Origin of the sequence: Rhizobium leguminosarum, from assembly GCF_019798305.1 — a bacterium.
GTDB lineage: Bacteria > Pseudomonadota > Alphaproteobacteria > Rhizobiales > Rhizobiaceae > Rhizobium > Rhizobium leguminosarum_U.
The window spans coordinates 145,829-163,051 of the sequence record NZ_JAAXDD010000002.1 but is presented as its reverse complement, the minus strand read 5'-3'; the positions used below and the strand labels follow the sequence as shown (position 1 = coordinate 163,051).

Here is a 17,223-nt window from a genome sequence, read left to right as displayed (position 1 = left end):
CCGACGGCATCCGGAATTGCCCGCCTCGCCGCCGCTTTCGGACGGAGGAATATCAGATGTCCGCTTTGGAAAGCCTGCGCCGGCTGACGCCGCAGCAGTGCAATACCGTCATCGCCAGCTATCTCGGCTGGACGCTCGACGCCTTCGATTTCTTCATTCTCGTCTTCGTTCTCAAATATATTGCCGAGGAATTCCACACCGACGTTCCCGCCGTCTCGGTGGCGATCTTCCTGACGCTCGCCATGCGGGCGCTCGGCGCGCTGATCTTTGGGCTTGCGGCCGACCGTTACGGACGGCGCATCACGCTGATGGCCGACGTGCTGCTTTATTCGATATTCGAATTTCTGACCGGCTTCTCCACCGGGCTCACCATGTTCCTGGTCCTCCGCGCGCTCTACGGCATCGCTATGGGCGGCGAATGGGGCGTCGGCGCTTCGCTTGTGATGGAGACGGTGCCGGAGCAGAGCCGCGGCATCGTCTCGGGCATACTGCAGGCGGGTTATCCCTCCGGCTATCTGATCGCCTCGGTCGTGTTCTTCCTGCTCTTCCCTGTGATCGGCTGGCGCGGCATGTTTTTCGTCGGCGCGCTGCCGGCGCTGCTGGTGCTCTACATCAGGCGCAATGTCGAGGAGAGCCCGGCCTTCCTGAAGCGACAAGCTACGGGGCGCCGGCCTTTCCTCACGGTGCTGCGCGAGAATATTCCGCTGTTCATCTGGGCGGTGCTTTTGATGACGGCGTTCAACTTCTTCAGCCACGGCACGCAGGATATCTACCCGACCTTCCTTGAGACGCAGCGCAACTATTCGAGCTACACGGTCGGCGCCATCGCTATCGTCTACAATATCGGGGCGATCTGCGGCGGGCTGTTCTTCGGGGCGCTGTCGCAGCGGATCGGCCGGAAAAAGGCAATCGTCATTGCCGCGCTGATCGCCGTGCCCGTCGCGCCGCTCTGGGCCTATGCGCCCGGGCCGGTGCTGCTCGCCATCGGCGCCTTCCTGATGCAGTTCTTCGTCCAGGGCGCCTGGGGCATCGTGCCGGTGCATCTGAATGAGTTGTCGCCGGATGAAGTGCGCGGCACCTTCCCCGGCTTTGCCTACCAGCTCGGCAACCTGCTGGCGTCAGGCAATGCGACGCTGCAGGCGGGGCTCGCTGCCCGCTGGGACGGAGACTATGCCTATGCGCTCTTGATCGTCGCGGCCGTGGTGGCGCTCATCGTCGCGGCCCTTGCCGGCTTCGGCTACGAGAAGAAGGATGTCCGCTTCGGCACGGAGGAGGCTAGGGAAGCGCATGGCGCGATGCGAATCTAGCGCTGCCCGCGGTTATGAAGGCTAGCGGCTGACGTCGCCGGCCTTTCCTTGCGTTCTGCCACCCGATCGGAGATGCCTTTCAGGCACTCACTACCTTGCAGGTGCAGATGCGATCGTAAAATGTCTGCCCCTTCCAGACGATGAAGGGCCAGCCCCACCAAGCCATGACGGCTATCGTCCAGATGAAGTACGATATAGCGGTGCCATTGTCCTCAGGAGTGTATCCGTTCCGGAACATTCCAAGCAACGCATCGAAGTCTTCCGTCGGATAGACCGGAAACAGAGAGATTGCGAAAACGACAAGGCTGAGAAGGAGATTCGGGCTGAATTTCAGGATCTCGCGTTTAAACGCGGTGCCGAAGTTGGGATCTTTACCGTCGACGGACCGGACTCTCAGGAAGAAAACCGCCTTTCCGAAGGTGCGGCGGTCATTCGCGGAAAAGCCGGCGAAAGCCAGCGCGATGAGCGCGGTGTTGGCTATGCTTGACATCAAGCTAGTGTATCCAGGTATGGTTTTGGTCACGGGATTGCTGTCTGCATCCACGGGGATGGTCAGCACCTGCGCTGGCGTCACGTAATCCCATGGCTCGCTGGCAACATCTATTTGCAAGTATCTCTGCTTTCCCGAGCCAATTCGACTTACTTCGCAAATCTCACTGGTGCGAGTTTCTGTGGGTCGCAACGGCCATCCTGCGTCAATTCGCTGTGCAAGCTGATCGGGCACCGCCTCGATGCATTGCATGGACGTCCGGCCGTTTAATAGGAAGTCCAAGGGGGAAATCGTTGAAAAGTAGTAGACGGCTATGAGGATGGCAGCCTGAAAGATGATGATGTCGGCGGCATAGGCCGCGAAGCGTCGCCAGAAGTGGGACGGCAAAGTGACGTTTTGCGGCATCTGCAGTGTGGTGTCCATGTCGCCCTCTATGTTCCAGCACGATTCGTTTCAGCATCTTGCGAGTCCGGTCCAGCCCCAGTGCAATTTCTGCGCCGGACGGCGACCGCGGCGCAACCTGCCGGCCATCCGCTTCGCCTCGGTGGCGTGACGATATGCCGACTGTTCTCTGGCATCGCGGGACTTATCGCCGAACGCCGTCATGCTAGGTAAGGGCTGCTGGCATGATCCCCTGCTGCCGGATAAACCGTTCCTTCCACAGCCCCGAGTTACCCATGCTATTTTCTCCCGCCGCCGTCTGGCCCGTCGTCATGCTGTTTGCCTCCAGCATTTTCATGACCTTTGCCTAGTACGGGCATCTCAAGCATAAGAGCAGCGCCATCTTCATCGCCGTCATCGTCAGCTGGGGTATCGCCTTTTTCGAATATTGTCTGGCGGTGCCGGCCAGGCGGATCGGGTCGGCGGTTTATACGACGGCGCAGCTGAAGACGATGCAGGAGGTGATCACGCTGATCGTCTTTTCCGGCTTCTTGATTTTCTGGCTCGGCGAGAACCTGACCTGGAACCATGCGATCGGCTTCGCCCTGATCGCGATCGGGGCATCCCTCATCTTTCGTGCATAAACTTAGCCTTTTCAATAGATTACAAATTGTCCATGTCTACATATCGCCACATTTCCTACAGATTGGCGTCGCAATCGGCTGGCAGCCTGTCACCTCACGCATTTCTGTTTTCTCCGAGTCACTGAAATGCTCTGACTTTTTGTTTGCGCAATTCCGGACGCAAAACCGCGACGCACTTTTGCTGGAATTGCTTAGCAGTGATCAGGAGGTGATCTGCCATGAGCCTGTCTTTCCCGACGATGGTGGCGATCCGGTTCGGCTATGGCTTCCGGCCGGGTGAGGCGCCGCCGGACAGCAAGGACGAGCTCATCGGCCAGCTGCGCAAGGGGGTGGCGGCAACGCCGGACTTTCCCCTTGGCGGCCCCGACACCCGCCACCAGGCGATTCTCAGCCTGCAGGCGCAGTTGCAGCAGATCCGGCAGGACGCCAAGACGGTAACCGACGATGCAACGCAGCGCGAGATGCGCAAAGGGGTCCAGCGCCAGGCGCAGCAGCAGTTTCAACATGATGCGAACCTGCGGCTGATGCAGGCGGTGCTGTCGCCGTACGGCTTCTACGAGCGGCTGGCGACCTTCTGGACCGATCATTTCTCCACCAGCGCCAACAAGAGCCTGCCGATGCGCCTCATCGTGCCGCTCTACGAGGCGGAGGCGATCCGGCCTTTCATATCAGGCAAGTTCGGGGATCTCCTGCGCAGTGCCACCGCCCATCCGGCCATGTTGATCTATCTCGACCAGGCGGATTCGCTCGGTCCGGATTCGACCGGCGGCATCAAGCGCAACAAGGGACTGAACGAAAATCTCGGCCGGGAACTGCTTGAACTGCACACGCTCGGCTCCGGCAGCGGCTATACCCAGGCGGATGTGACCGCGGCAGCCATGGTGCTGACAGGCCTCACCATCGACCGCAAGGAGATGGACATCGCCTTCCGGCCGAATATTTCGGAGCCCGGCGTGCATGAGGTGCTGGGCGTCGGCTATGGCGGGCGCAGGCGCTCGCGCGACGATTATCTCGACATGCTCGACGATCTCGCGCTGCATCCGAAGACGGCGGCGCATATCAGCCGGAAGCTCGCGGTGCATTTCATCTCCGACCAGCCCGACGAGGGGATGGTGTCCGATATGGCCGAAGCCTGGAAGAAGACGGATGGCGACCTGACCGCCGTCTACACCGCGATGCTCGACCATCCCGCCGCCTGGCGCGACGAGGGCGCCAAGGCGCGCCAGCCTTTCGACTATGTCGTCGCCGGCCTGAGGGCGCTGAATGCGGGACCCGTCAACGGCGTTGTCGGCAGTTTCCTGGCGGCCAACCAGCAGGGTACGGACGAGGGCGACATGGCGGCGAACACGCCTGGCATGGCAGGATCCCCGGTGCCGACGGATCCCGCCGGCGAGGCGAGGGAGAAGCGCCTCAAAGCCTTCCGGACGGCGCGGGCGCTGGGGCAGGGCGCACTCAGGCGCATGGGCCAGCCGACCTGGCTGCCGCCGAGCCCGGCCGGTTTCGAGGAAGGCTTCTCCGCCTGGATCACCGGCAGCCAGCTTGCCGAGCGGTTGGCCTGGGCGAGGCGGGCCGCAGCACAATTCGGCCGGGACGAAGATCCGCGCGAATTCCTGAAATCGACGCTTGCCGATGCGGCGCGCGACGAGACGATCCGCGTGGTGTCGCAGGCGCCGAACAAGATCAGCGGGCTGACGCTGGTGCTGGCATCGCCCGAATTCAACCGCCGCTAAGCAGACTTTCGTTGGCAAGCCATCGCTTCGTCTGCTTAGCTCCTTTGTTTTATCGCAGGTTCTGGCCGGAAAACCGTTGGACACTTTTCCAGGACCTGCTTAGGAGGCCCCGCCCATGAACCGGATTTCGCTTTCCCGCCGCGGCTTTCTGACGTCGGCCTGCTGTCTTGCCGCCGCGCCCGTGTTCACGCCCGTCACCTTCGCGGCGATGCCGAGTGACAACCGTTTCGTCACCATCGTGCTGCGCGGCGCGATGGACGGGCTGGATCTGGTGCAGCCCTATGGCGATGCCGGTTTTGCGGCGCTCAGGCCGATACTGGCGCTTACGCCCGATAACGGGCTTCTCGATCTCGACGGGCATTTCGGCCTCAATCCAGCGGCGGTCGAGCTGATGCCGCTCTGGAAGAACCGGGAGCTCGCCTTCGTGCATGCTGTGTCGACGCCCTATCGCGACCAGCGCAGCCATTTCGACGGGCAGGACATGCTGGAATCGGGCGGCGAGCATGTCGCCGAGGAAAAGACCGGCTGGCTGAACCGGGCGCTCGCCGTCATCCCGCGCTCGGACGGGCGCAAGGCGATCGACATCAACACCTCGACGGAACTGATCCTCTCCGGGCCGAACAATGTCGACGTCTGGGCGTCGGATTCCAATCTGACGCCGGCGCGCGACGAGATGCAGTTCCTGGCACGGCTCTATGCCGGCGATCCGCCGTTCGCCGAGGCGCTTGCCGAGGCGACGCGGGCCGACACCGCCTCGATGATGGTCGAGCCGGAGGGCGAGCACGGCGCAAAGATCGCCGACGTGGCGGCGCTCGCCGGCAACATGCTGAAAGGCGATTATCGCATCGCCAGCTTCTCGATATCAGGCTGGGATACGCATATCGGCCAGGCCGGCCAGTTCAAGCGGCCGGTGCAGGACCTTTCGCAGGCGATCAATATGTTGAAGACCACGCTCGGGCCCGAGATCTGGGCAAAAACGGTGGTGCTTGCTATGACCGAGTTCGGCCGCACCGTCCGCCAGAACGGCTCAGCCGGCACCGACCACGGCACCGGCGGCTGCGCGCTGCTTGCAGGGGGCGCGATCAACGGCGGCCGCATCCTCGGCCGTTGGCCGGGCATTGGCGACGGCCAGCTGCTCGACGGCCGCGACCTGATGCCGACCGCCGACGTGCGCGAGCTCGCCGCGGCGATGCTTTACCGGCAGTTCGATGTGTCTGCGGATGATTTGACGGGGAAGATTTTTCCGGGGCTGGGGTTCGACAAGGGATCGCAGTTTTTGAAGGCGTGAGGGGTGGGGCCGCGAAGGCACGGAGCGTAAGCGAAGGGCAAGAATAAGGTCCTCTCCTGTCTGACCAGGGAGCTTGCCGCTTCCCGGCCCTTCGCATGGCTCAGGGCGTTCGTTGCTGCAATCGATTCACTGGATCGATTGCTCGGGCTGCGCCCGACCGCAACTCACCCCAGCACATCATAGAGCCTGAAGATGAAGCTTGTCTGGTAGATCAGGTTGGCGATGACGAAGGTCGCGTGGAAGCGTCGGTTGGGAGTCCAGGCGGCGATGGCGCAGAGGACGAGGTAGATGATGTTGCGGGCTGGGTATTCCCAGCCGAGCGAGAGGATGCGCTCATGGCCCTTGATCGCCGTGTCGAGAATATCGACGGCGTAGGTGAGGCCGAGGATGCCGAAGAACCATTTGCGTCGGGAGATGAAATATTCCTCGTAGCCGCCATATTCGTCGAGCGAGGCAGGAAAGAGCAGGGCGCAGAGCAGGAAGAACAGACTGCAGAAGCAGACGAGGAAGAGATAGATGCCGAAGCCGATGGCCGGCACGGACTGCAGGCGATATTCCCACCACCAGATATGGATGATGAACAGGAACATCGACAGTGCCCAGCCGAGATGGATGGGATAGACCTTGGCCTTCCCAGGATGCTGGACGATGCCGGCAAGGCCGGTGAGCACCCTGGCGAGCGAAAGGCTGATGACCATGCCCATCACCACCTTGATATGAAGGAAGACCTCCGGCGAGCTGACCGTTTCCATGCTTTCGATCCTTGGCCTGTCACTCCTCGGGGACTTGCTTCGGTTTGCCCTCTTCGTCGAGCGCTACCATGATGAAGGTGCCGGCCGTGACCTTTTCCATCTTGGCGTAACGCGCGCGGTGCGCCCAGGCTTCGACGCAGAGCGTGATCGAGGTGCGGCCGACGCGGTCGATATCGGTATAAACGGAAAGCGTATCACCGATCTTGACCGGCAGCTCGAAGGCCATCTCCTTGACGGCGGCGGTGACGACGCGGCCCTTGGCGCGCTCGGCGGCGCGGATGCCTGAGGCAAGGTCCATCTGCGCCATGACCCAGCCACCGAAGATATCGCCAGCCGGATTGGCATCGCCCGGCATGGCAAGCGTCCTGAGCGTCAGTTCGCCTCTCGGCTTGGCGGCATCGGTCATCAAGTCTTCTCCATCTGGTGTGGGCCGTGGACCGGCGATTCACTGGGGAGCACCCTAGTGCAAAGGCTTTGAGCTGTAAAAGACGGCAAGGCTGGGCGCTGAAGGCAGCCGACGGGAAAAATGTTGCAGCCGTTGTGGATTGAAATTTCGTTTTATTTCAAATAGTTGATTTCTGCCGTTTAGGCCTTACCTAACGTTATTTAATAATCTTCTAAATAAGCTTTACGCTCCAGTAATTCCGGCAATTCAGAATGCGATCGATCTCAAATACAAGAATCGCCGGGAACCTCATGCGCAACGTCAAGATTTCCACCCGCCTTTACTGCCTCGTCGGATTCACGCTTGCCGTGCTTGCGGCAACGATGGTCTTTTTTCTGAACTATTCCTATTCCGAGCTGCAAGCGGAGCGGAAGGCGGGACTGGAGAAGATGGAGGCGACGGCGCTCGGCATCTTCGACAAATATTACAAGATGGAACAAGCGGGCACGATGACCCGCGAACAGGCGCAGGCGGCTGCCAAGGATGTGATCGGCGCAATGCGCTACGGCGTCGACGGTTATTTCTGGATCAACGATATGCATCCCACCATGGTGATGCACCCGATCAAGCCACAGCTTGATGGTACCGATATCTCCCAGATGAAGGATCCGACGGGCAAGTTCCTGTTCGTCGAGTTCGTCAACAAGGTGAAGAAGGACGGCAAGGGTTTCGTCGATTATCTTTGGCCGAAGCCGGGTGCCGATGAGCCAGTGCTGAAATATTCCTATGTCGCCGGTTTCGAGCCCTGGGGCTGGATCGTCGGCACCGGTGTCTATGCGGATGACCTTGCCTCGCTCTATCGCCAGAACGCGATGTGGGCCGCACTGCTCTGCCTGCTTGGCGCCGCCGCCACGATTGCCATCGCCTATGCCATCGTGCGCAGTGTCACGTCACCGATCGCCCGGCTGAAGGCGGCGATGAACGCGATTGCGGCCGAAGAAGCATCGGTGGAGATCGCGGGCAGCGACCGTCGCGACGAGATCGGCCAGATGGCCAAGGCGCTGCTGGTGCTGCGTGATTCCGTCGACGAGCGTAGCGCGCTGCGCGGGCGGGAAGATGAAAGGCAGCAGCAGATCGAGGAAGAGCGTCGCGGCAACGAGGCAAGCCTGCGTTCCGCGTCCGAGCGGCAAACCCGAGCGATGCAGGTGCTCGGCGTCGGCCTGGAGAAGCTTGCGAGCGGCGACCTGACGGTTGCGATCGGCGATATCGGCGAGGATTACGCCAAGCTGAGGGGCGATTTCAACGCCGCCGTCGACGCGCTGAACGGCGTGATCCATGCGATCGCCGAATCGAGCCATGTCGTCAACGAAAGTGCTTCCGACATCAGCGAGGCGACCGGCAACCTGTCGAAGCGTACGGAACAGCAGGCGGCCGCACTCGAAGAGACCGCGGCAGCGCTCGACGAGATCACCGCGACCGTCAAGACCGCATCCGAGCGCGCAAACGAGGCCCGCGAGATGGTGACTGAGACGAAGGCGAGCGCCGGAAAATCCGGCGAGATCGTTCGCAATGCGGTCACCGCGATGGGCCGGATCGAAGAATCCTCCAACCGCATCAGCCAGATCATCTCCGTCATCGACGAAATCGCCTTCCAGACCAACCTGCTGGCGCTGAATGCCGGTGTCGAGGCCGCCCGTGCCGGCGAGGCGGGTCGAGGCTTTGCCGTCGTCGCCCAGGAGGTGCGCGAACTCGCGCAGCGTTCCGCCAATGCGGCCAAGGAGATCAAGGCGCTGATCAGCCGCTCGGCGGCCGAAGTCGAGGGCGGCGTGGCGCTGGTGCGCTCGACCGGTGACGCTCTGTTGGAGATCGAGGCCCTGGTCAACCGCGTCAACGATCACGTCGTGTCGATCGCCACGGCGGCGCGCGAGCAGTCGACCGGGCTGAACGAGATTAATAGCTCCGTCAACCATATGGACCAGATGACACAGCAGAACGCCGCCATGGTCGAGGAAACGACGGCGGCAAGCCGCACGCTTGCCGACGAAAGCACCCAGCTGAAAACGCTACTCGCGAATTTCCGCCTGCGCGGCGGCGAACCTCAGGCCCAGCGTTACACGCGGGCTGCGTGAGACGTACAGACGGCCTGTCGGCGGTGTCGAACGGTCCGCACTTCAAAATTAAACCGCATAGGAAAAGAGCCGTCGCGACGGCTCTTTTTTGTTGAGCCGGCCACTCCTCTTTCGTCATGCTCGGGCTTGTCCCGAGCATCTGCAGCGGGTGCAGCAGATGCTCGGCACAAAGGCCGAGGATGACGGACGAAGGGTAGGCGGACTTTGTCAGCAGTCATAGTCGTTGCAGCTCTCCTCTATACTCGCTCCCGACTATAGACGATCGAGCTTGGCAGCAATCTCAAGCTTTTCAGAGGACTATACGTTACGGCAGTTCTTGGTAAAGAGCAGTGGATTCAATCAGTAAGCGAATGTAATTGCAATTGGTCTGCTAATATGCTTCATTCAGGTTGTACTTGAGGGACGGGGCATTTCGAAGCTAGCGATAGCTACCGTAACGGAAGCCAACACAATTCTCCAATTTCTCTGAATATCCGAGACCACAGTCCCGGCGGCTTTGGCATGGCCGCTGCCCGTTCCCCTGCATTGGGGGATCGATGAAACCGATATTTTGCCGCCTGCAGTCGCCCACATCGAATGCCGCTGCCCTCAATCACTCCGCTGCCGGAAATCTCAAGGGGTTTCCGTCACCGCATTCCAGCTTTGCAACCGAGGGAGGCCCGAAATGGCTCAGAGCAAGCATGGTTCGCCTGTGAGAGGTATGGATAACGTCGCGCATTCGAGTGTTCGCGATCAGAGGTTCGGGAGGATGTTCCGCAACCTGCCGTCCGCCGCATTTACCGAATCGGCGCTCGTCGATCTCGCGAAAACGATGTTCCAGGGGGAGTTCGCGGAGAAGATCAAGGATCACGAGCCCGTCGATGTTGCGCTCAACGAGAGGGAGCCTGAAGACGAAAACCCGGCGATTCCTGCCGGCTTCACCTATTTCGGACAGTTTCTCGATCATGACATCACCTTCGATCCAGCCTCGTCGCTTGATCGATTCAATGATCCCAATGCCCTGCAGGATTTCCGCACGCCACGTCTCGACCTGGATTCGGTCTATGGCTCCGGCCCGGCCGACCAGCCTTTCCTCTATGACGACGACGAGCTTCACATGCTTCTCGGGACGGACAAGGATTTCGACAAGGCGCGAAACAACCGTCCCGATCTGCCGAGGAACAATGCCTCGATCCGGCGCGCACTGCTTGGCGATAAGCGCAATGATGAAAACCTGATCGTCTCGCAGCTCCACGCCACCTTCCTCAGATTCCACAACAAGGTGGTGGATACACTGGGTACCCACGATTTCGAGCTCTGTCAGCAGACGGTGCGCTGGCACTACCAGTGGATCGTCCTGCATGATTTCCTGCCCAGGATAATCGGTCAGGAGACTTATGAGCGCGTCATCGTCGGACGAGGCGAAAAGCCTGTCATTCGTTTCTATAATCCGCAGGGCCGGTATGCCTTTATCCCGGTCGAATTCTCGGTCGCGGCTTACCGATATGGCCATACGATGGTGAGGCCGAGCTATTCCCTCAACAGGATCGTGATGAAGGCCAGGCCCGACGAGCAGCCATTCAATGGAAAAATGGCAAAGTTCAACCGCATTCCGATATTCTCCTTGACCGGCGTGGCGCAGGAGCCGCTGGCGAATTTGAACGGGTTCCGCGAGCTTCCCGACTTCTGGTCGATCGATTGGGCCTTCTTCTTCGACGGGGTCGCTCCGGATGGAGCGCCGCCCGCCGGCGCCATTCTGCCGCAACCCTCCTACAAGCTCGATACGCTGCTGGTCGATCCGTTGACCAGCCTGCCGGATCATCAGAGGGAGCCGATCAGGATCCGCAGGGCGCTCGCCGCCTTGAACCTTTTGCGCGGCTGGCGCCTCGGACTGCCTTCTGGCCAGGCGGTCGCCCGCCACATGGAAATGGAGGCGCTGTCGGACGAACAGCTGTTCGGCAGCGAGGATGCCGACAGGAAAGAGGCGCGTGGCAAATTGCTGATCGATCATCCCGGCATCTTCAACGGCAACGCGCCGCTCTGGTTCTACATCCTGCGTGAGGCGGAGATAGCAGGGAACAGCCAGCATCTCGGACCGGTCGGCGGCACGATCATTGCCGAGGTCATCGCCGGCCTCATCCGCGAGGATCGCCACTCGTTCCTGGCGCAATGGCCGAAGTGGCGGCCGACATTGCCGAGCGCTGTGGCGGGTCATTTCACCATGGCCGATCTGATCAACTTCACGAACGGGTAGCCGATCTCGCGCAGCGCGAAACTGCGCTGGGCCTCGTGACTCAACCTTGAAAAGGCCGCGAAAGCGGCCTTTTTCGCGTTCATCGCCTTCAGATTGCGCGGGTAAGCTTTCGTTCACCGTTTTTTATTAAATTTGGAGTGAGTTTTTTCGGTCACTGCCCAGCCAGCCTGCGGAAGCGATAAGAGTATGGCGTTTGTTTCCTTTCCTCGGCGAACCCTTTTGCCCGTTATCCTCTCGGCGGCGCTTACGACCTGTTCGATCAGCGACGGACTGGTGCCGCCGGCCAATGTCGACAACGGCACCAGGGTCAGCTCGATCTCGCCGTCGCGGGGGGCCGCGCGCATGGCGCCCGCCGTGCGCATGGTGCCGGTGGAGAGCCAGGCCTCCTATCCGGCTTCCAGCGCGCCCGTCGGCAATAGCCAGGGCTCCGTCGATTATCTCGACACGCCAAACCTTGCCGGCACCGGCCATGCCGCCCGAGCCGCGCCACAGGCGCGGCGGGGCAAACTGCCGATGATCGACAGCGACGAGGCGTTAGCGCAGCAGAACCAGAACTGGGGCGGCACGCAAGCGCTTGCGATCCCGTCCGGCGGCGTCAACATGGATGACGATCTCGGGGCCGAGCCGGTTGTCGGGCTGGCGCAGGAACAACAGCAACAGATCGCCGAGGGCAATGCCACCGAACCGGTTGTCGACGGCATCGGCACCGATAATCCGACGCAGCTCAACCAGCCCATGCGCCAGCCCCCGCAGCAGCCAATGCCGCAGCCGGCGGCCGAGGCACAGATGAGCCGGGCGCCCGCCTGGAACGACGGCAGCCCTGTGGTGGCGCCGACCCGTGTTCCCGAAGAGGACGAGAGCGAAGAGGTCGCGATGCTGCGGCCGAACAATCCGATGATGAGCGAACCGGCGGCGCCCGTCGATCCCAGCGTCATGCCGTCCTCCGAGCTTGCCTGCCGGCGCGAGCTGAAACGCATGGGCGTCCTCTTCGACGACAAGCCGCCGATTTCGAACGGGCCGGCCTGCCAGGTGCCTTATCCGGTGTCGCTGAAGGGGCTTTCCGGCAATATCGGCGTCCGTCCGGCCGTGACGTTGAACTGCCAGGTGACGCTCGCTTTCGCCAAATGGGTGAAGAACGAGCTGGCACCGTCCGCCCGCTATCGCTACTGGTCCGGCATCAAGACGATCCAGCCGCTCGGCGGCTATTCCTGCCGGCGCATGAACAACAGCCGGCAGAAATACAATCCGATGTCGGAACACGCTCGCGGCAACGCCATCGACGTCGGCAAGTTCGTGCTGAAGAACGGCCACGAGATCGACGTGCGCAAGAAGGGCCTGTTCTCGCTGCGCGAGGGGCGGCTGCTAAAGGCGGTGCGCAGCGACAGCTGCCGCTATTTCAACACCGTACTCGGGCCGGGCAGCAACCCGGAACACTGGAACCACTTCCACTTCGATCTTCGCTCCCGCAAGAGCGGCAAGGCCTATTGCGACTGATGCATGCCACCTTAAAGCGTGCGGCATGGGTGCGGCTGGTGCCGCAGCAATCGGGGCCTGGCTGCGAGAAAACGGTTCATCCCCGCCGCAGGGCACGCTATAGATCGGCCAAGCGGATTGCCGTTTCGAGAGTTTGATCCATGAGTTATGATTTCCATGTCGGCCAGAAGGTCGTCTGCATCAACGATACCTTCAAGCATGTCAGCATCGACCAGCTCATCCGCAAAGGCGAGATCTATACGATCCGCTGGGTGGGCGAATATACCCATTATATCGACGGCACGTTCATCGGGGTGAAGCTCGCTGAAATTCATCGCGGCAATGACGACGGGCCGGAAGGTTATGGGGCGGCCGACATGCCCTATCGCGCGACGCGTTTCCGGCCACTGGTGAAGGACAAGATCGGATCGCTGCGCAAGCTTCTGGCCCCGACGCCCGATGCGCCGGTGGAACCGAAGGAAAAAATCAGGAAGAAAGAGAAGGTCTGAACGCTCCCCCGGCGACATCAGCATTTTCCGACTTTATGCGCACGACATCAACGCCGACGTGATGTGATTGTGCCTTCAGTTTGCCTGTGCAACAGTCCGCCTGGGACATGTTGAGAAGGGGCCGTGAGACCGATTTCGAAAATCCTGGCGCTCTGCGCCGCCATTATCTTCATGATCGCGGCCACGGAAACGGCGGCGGCCGATCCGCTGGTTTTCAACTATCATGGATGGCAGGTCGATCTCACCAACGCCAAGGGCGCGGAGCCCGGTCGGGAGATGGCCGCGGCCGTCAAGCGGCAGCTCGATATCGTCGAGCATGTCAATCTGAAACCCGATGTCCTCACCTTCATGCGCACGATCAGGATCTGGGCCAACCCCGCCGCCGCTAAAGCGGGGCCCGGCCACTACAGCAGCAAGACCGGGATCGACCTGCGTGTCAAAAGTCTTGCGCCCGACAAGCCGATCATCCTGCACGAACTTCTGCATGCCTATCACGACCGGATGCTTCCGGGCGGATTCGGCAATACCGATGTCGAGCAATTCTTCGATATCGGCAGGCGGGGTTGGCCGGGCGATTCCTACATGATGAGCAATAGTCACGAATACTTCGCGGTCACGGCCAGCGTCTACCTGTTCGGCGACATCGATCGGCCACCTTATTCGCGCAACCAAATGCGGGAGAAGCAGCCACGATACTACCAATGGCTTGCCACGCTGTTCGACGACGGCCGGCCGCGGTCGTAAGGGCGCAGCAGACACCGCGATGCGGATCAGGCCGCCTTTCTGCTGAGGAACAGCGCGGTCTCCCTGCGGACCTCAAGCACGCCGTTGCATTGCCTGAACGCATCGGCAATGGCTTGACGGAACCTGGTGAGTTGAGTTTCGCAGGCGCCATCGCCGGGCGGATAGGAGGTGAGCGCCAGGAATACATCCTCGGGCTCAGAGATCCGCAGGCTTGCCGGATGCTGCGACATGGTCACGTTTCCAAACTGCGACCGCATCAATCGTTCGGCAGCGTCATATCCGAAGGCTTCGGCGGCCGGATCGGATGGGGCACTGCCGAATACGGTCGTCAGCGCGTAGATCTCGCGCATATTGCCGGCGCCGTTGGTTGTGACCGCGAGTAAGCCACCCGGCCTCAGCACTCTCAACATGTCAGCGATGCCCGCGGCCGGGTCGGGCAGGTGATAGAGCATATGCATCGCGACCACGGCATCGAAGGCGTCATCTTTGAAGGGGAGCGCGGCGGCGTCGGCCTGGCAACCCCGGATGGAGCCGAACGGCAGGGTGCTGCAGCGCGCCACCGCCTCGTTGACCATGCCTTGCGAAAGGTCGGCGAGCGCCAGGTCAAGATTCTCCGGCAGCAGACCTGCCGTTGCTGCCCAGAACCAGGCCGGTCCGCAGCCGACGTCGAGGACACGATCGCCCGGCTTCAGGGACAACTGCGTTGCAACCCATGGAAACCAGGCCGTCTCGGCGATGGTGTGTTGGCTATGCAGTCGAGCCCGCGCGGCGAGCTTCCGGCTGTCGCCATACTGTCCCGCATTGTCTGCCGTTATGGAGGACATGGCATCTCTCCGGGCTTTTTCATCGGCGCCACCTCGCGCTTCCCGGCAGAGCCTATAGAGGGCTCTGTTCCCTGGCAAGACGTGACTTTGCGCAGCGGGTCGGCCTGCTCGCACAGCTTCCGTTGAGGATTATCTTGATGTGATGGGTTTGGCCGAAGAAACCAATCGCATCCGATTAAATCGTAATATTGTTGACATTGGTTTTGTGGTGACATATTAAAGCGCATCCGATTTAATCGGACATGTGATAATTAAACCGAAAGGACATCACCATGACCGAGAAGCTTCTCTTTACCGGCAAAACCCACATCTCCGGCGGCCGCAACGGCTCGGCACGCAGCAGCGACGGCATGATCGAGATCAAGCTGCCGCAACCGCATCCGGCTGCCGAAAACCTGTTCGGCATCGCCTGGTCGGCCTGCTATATCGGCGCCATCGAACTTGCTGCTTCGCAGCGGAAGATCACGCTGCCCGCCAGCCCCGAGGTCGATGCGGAGATCACTCTCAACGCCGACAACGGCTCCTTCTTCCTCAGGGCGCGCCTCAATGTCAGCCTGACCGGCATCGATCGCGAGGTTGCGCAGCAATTGATCGAGGCAGCCCATGGCATCTGCCCTTATTCCAAGGCGACACACGGCAATATCGACGTCGAGGCCACACTTGCCTGAGCGGGGAAGGGCGGACCTCACCGCCAGAGGATTTGATGCGGAGGGACTGCCGATCGGCCGGCCGACCCCTTCCTGAGGTAGCAGGCACCGGAACCTTGCCGATCTGGAGAACATGCCGTGATCAATAGCCACGCCCAGCCACACCAGGCCTATGACGAGTTTTCGCTCGTGCTCGACCCCGCCGTTTATGAGCCGTTGCCCGATGACTGGCTGATCGGCATCACCGATGTCGTCAGCTCGACGCCGGCAATCAAGTCGGGGCGCTATGAAGATGTCAACTTCGCAGGCGCATCTGTTATCGCCGCTCTCGGCAATGCCTGGGGTTCGTTCGATTTCCCCTTCGTGTTTCGTGGAGACGGTGCGGCATTCGCCTTGCCGCCGCGCGGCATCATGGCCGCGACCTCGGCGTTGCGGCAGGTCGCGAGCTTTGCAAGAAGCGATCTCGATCTCACCCTTCGTATCGGGCTGCTCACTGTGCGCGAAATCCGCAACAGTGGGTGCGACGTAAGAGTTGCGCTCTATGCGGCTTCGGAAAACGCGACCTATGCGATGTTTGCAGGGGGAGGGCTCAAGTGGGCAGAGCAGCAGATCAAGAGCGGCCGGTATCTGGTCAAGCCGGGACGCTACGCGACGAAGCCGGATCTGACCGGACTGAGCTGCGACTGGACGCCGTTCCCGAGCCAGCGGGGCGAGATCCTGTCGCTGCTGGTGGAGCCGAATGACGATACGAGCCCGGAGGTTTTTGCAGCACTGGCAAAGCGCGTGCTTGGCGTTTTTGATGCACCATCGCATCGGTCTCATCCGGTTGCAGGCGATATGGCTATCCCCAGGGACAGCGGGACGCAGGTCGATGCGAAAGGCTGGTTGGAGGTCGCTTCCCATTCGGATTTCCGCAAATTCGATGACGGTTTGCGCCTGACGCTGGACTGCACGCGCGAACAGATCGATAGGGTCGAAACCATGCTTCTTCTGGCAAGGGCGCGCGGTGAGATCAACTTCGGACTGCACCGCCAATCGCATGCGCTGATGACCTGCCTCGTGCCATCAGGCAGCCCGGATTCGCACCTGCATTTCCTCGGCGGAATGGGCGGCGGTTATGCAAGGGCCGCCGAGATGATGGAGGCTGGTGCGCTTGGCGACGTCCAGCATCATGTTCTCTGAGGACCCGTTCAGGCGGCGAGACCGCCTTGACCGCCAAGGGACCTAAGTGGGCGTGCCTGTTTCCCGCATGGCGAGGTTTGCGAGAATTTCAGTGAGCTGAGGCGGCGCCAATTCGGCTTCTTTTTCTATCGCGGTGGCGGTGAACCATCTGAGCTCGGTGTGTTCGTCACCGATCAGTCGCGGACAGCCGTGCCATTTAATGACGTGATAGACATGGAATGTCGCGGATGCTTCGGGCGGGTCTTCCGAGGTGAACCGTCCTGCAAACTGCCAGAACTCCGGCGTCACGCCTATTTCTTCGATCAGTTCCCGGCACATTGCCGTCTCGGCGTCTTCGCCCTCTTCGACATGGCCGCCCGGGAGGCTCCAGCGATCCGGGTGCACCTTGCGCTTGGAACTGCGCCTGGCCAGAAGAACGGTTCCGTTCCGGCTCAAGACGCCCATCGCGATGTCGGGCATGCATTCTCCTCTGCCTCCTCGATCTCGCGCCGATGCTGCCCGCAGC

The 17,223-nt window shown here is 61.2% G+C and carries 16 protein-coding genes and 1 pseudogene; 11 read left to right on the top strand and 6 right to left on the bottom strand.

From position 1 onward, the window contains the following. Positions 1-56: 56 nt before the first annotated feature. Positions 57-1,307 carry an MFS transporter gene (locus HFO99_RS04175; protein WP_222359474.1) on the top strand — a complete coding sequence of 417 codons (1,251 nt, stop codon included), beginning with the start codon at positions 57-59 and terminating at the stop codon, positions 1,305-1,307. Between the two features lie 79 nt (positions 1,308-1,386). Here the strand turns inward: HFO99_RS04175 and HFO99_RS04170 are convergent, their stop codons facing one another. Continuing rightward, positions 1,387-2,220, bottom strand: a complete 834-nt coding sequence (locus HFO99_RS04170; protein WP_222359472.1) for an RDD family protein — start codon at positions 2,218-2,220, stop codon at positions 1,387-1,389. 184 nt (positions 2,221-2,404) lie between these two features. Further along, the gene (locus HFO99_RS33270; RefSeq protein ID WP_261323035.1) at positions 2,405-2,536 is read right to left on the bottom strand and encodes a hypothetical protein; all 132 of its coding nucleotides are present in this window, start codon (positions 2,534-2,536) and stop codon (positions 2,405-2,407) included. Between HFO99_RS33270 and HFO99_RS04165 the strand changes: the two are divergent. From HFO99_RS04165 to HFO99_RS04155, 3 genes and pseudogenes are all read left to right on the top strand, one after another. After that, positions 2,475-2,822, top strand: a pseudogene (locus tag HFO99_RS04165) (DMT family protein). The gene HFO99_RS33270 and the pseudogene HFO99_RS04165 overlap by 62 nt on opposite strands. A 218-nt stretch (positions 2,823-3,040) precedes the next feature. After that, positions 3,041-4,552, top strand: coding sequence for a DUF1800 family protein (locus HFO99_RS04160; RefSeq protein WP_222359470.1), 1,512 nt, complete (start codon positions 3,041-3,043; stop codon positions 4,550-4,552). A gap of 115 nt (positions 4,553-4,667) precedes the next feature. Further along, positions 4,668-5,840, top strand: coding sequence for a DUF1501 domain-containing protein (locus tag HFO99_RS04155; RefSeq protein ID WP_222359468.1), 1,173 nt, complete (start codon positions 4,668-4,670; stop codon positions 5,838-5,840). 164 nt (positions 5,841-6,004) lie between these two features. Here HFO99_RS04155 and HFO99_RS04150 read toward each other — a convergent pair whose 3' ends face one another. Both HFO99_RS04150 and HFO99_RS04145 read right to left on the bottom strand, forming a co-directional pair. Then, positions 6,005-6,592, bottom strand: coding sequence for a hypothetical protein (locus HFO99_RS04150; protein WP_222359466.1), 588 nt, complete (start codon positions 6,590-6,592; stop codon positions 6,005-6,007). A gap of 19 nt (positions 6,593-6,611) precedes the next feature. After that, positions 6,612-6,998: an acyl-CoA thioesterase gene (locus HFO99_RS04145; protein ID WP_003540707.1), complete on the bottom strand. Its 387-nt coding sequence runs from the start codon at positions 6,996-6,998 to the stop codon at positions 6,612-6,614. A 290-nt stretch (positions 6,999-7,288) separates the two neighbouring features. Here HFO99_RS04145 and HFO99_RS04140 point away from each other — a divergent pair, with 290 nt between their 5' ends. From HFO99_RS04140 to HFO99_RS04120, 5 genes are all read left to right on the top strand, one after another. Continuing rightward, positions 7,289-9,106: a methyl-accepting chemotaxis protein gene (locus tag HFO99_RS04140; protein ID WP_222359464.1), complete on the top strand. Its 1,818-nt coding sequence runs from the start codon at positions 7,289-7,291 to the stop codon at positions 9,104-9,106. 664 nt (positions 9,107-9,770) lie between these two features. Further along, entirely contained in the window at positions 9,771-11,339 is a 1,569-nt protein-coding gene (locus tag HFO99_RS04135; protein ID WP_261322986.1) for a peroxidase family protein, read from the top strand. Between the two features lie 186 nt (positions 11,340-11,525). After that, positions 11,526-12,833 carry an extensin family protein gene (locus tag HFO99_RS04130; RefSeq protein WP_222359461.1) on the top strand — a complete coding sequence of 436 codons (1,308 nt, stop codon included), beginning with the start codon at positions 11,526-11,528 and terminating at the stop codon, positions 12,831-12,833. 140 nt (positions 12,834-12,973) lie between these two features. Next, positions 12,974-13,321, top strand: a complete 348-nt coding sequence (locus HFO99_RS04125; protein WP_222336138.1) for a CAP-Gly domain protein — start codon at positions 12,974-12,976, stop codon at positions 13,319-13,321. Between the two features lie 123 nt (positions 13,322-13,444). Beyond that, positions 13,445-14,065 carry a hypothetical protein gene (locus HFO99_RS04120; protein ID WP_222336137.1) on the top strand — a complete coding sequence of 207 codons (621 nt, stop codon included), beginning with the start codon at positions 13,445-13,447 and terminating at the stop codon, positions 14,063-14,065. A gap of 26 nt (positions 14,066-14,091) precedes the next feature. On the opposite strand, the gene HFO99_RS04115 is transcribed toward HFO99_RS04120, so the two are convergent. Next, positions 14,092-14,889, bottom strand: coding sequence for a class I SAM-dependent methyltransferase (locus tag HFO99_RS04115; RefSeq protein WP_222359459.1), 798 nt, complete (start codon positions 14,887-14,889; stop codon positions 14,092-14,094). 272 nt (positions 14,890-15,161) lie between these two features. Here HFO99_RS04115 and HFO99_RS04110 point away from each other — a divergent pair, with 272 nt between their 5' ends. Both HFO99_RS04110 and HFO99_RS04105 read left to right on the top strand, forming a co-directional pair. Continuing rightward, positions 15,162-15,557, top strand: coding sequence for an Ohr family peroxiredoxin (locus tag HFO99_RS04110; protein ID WP_222359458.1), 396 nt, complete (start codon positions 15,162-15,164; stop codon positions 15,555-15,557). Between the two features lie 117 nt (positions 15,558-15,674). Next, complete coding sequence (locus HFO99_RS04105; protein ID WP_222359456.1) at positions 15,675-16,718, top strand: DUF3095 family protein; 1,044 nt, start codon at positions 15,675-15,677, stop codon at positions 16,716-16,718. A gap of 42 nt (positions 16,719-16,760) precedes the next feature. On the opposite strand, the gene HFO99_RS04100 is transcribed toward HFO99_RS04105, so the two are convergent. Continuing rightward, a complete protein-coding gene (locus tag HFO99_RS04100) occupies positions 16,761-17,177 on the bottom strand; it encodes an NUDIX hydrolase (RefSeq protein WP_222359454.1) in 417 nt (138 codons plus the stop codon). Positions 17,178-17,223 lie beyond the last annotated feature (46 nt).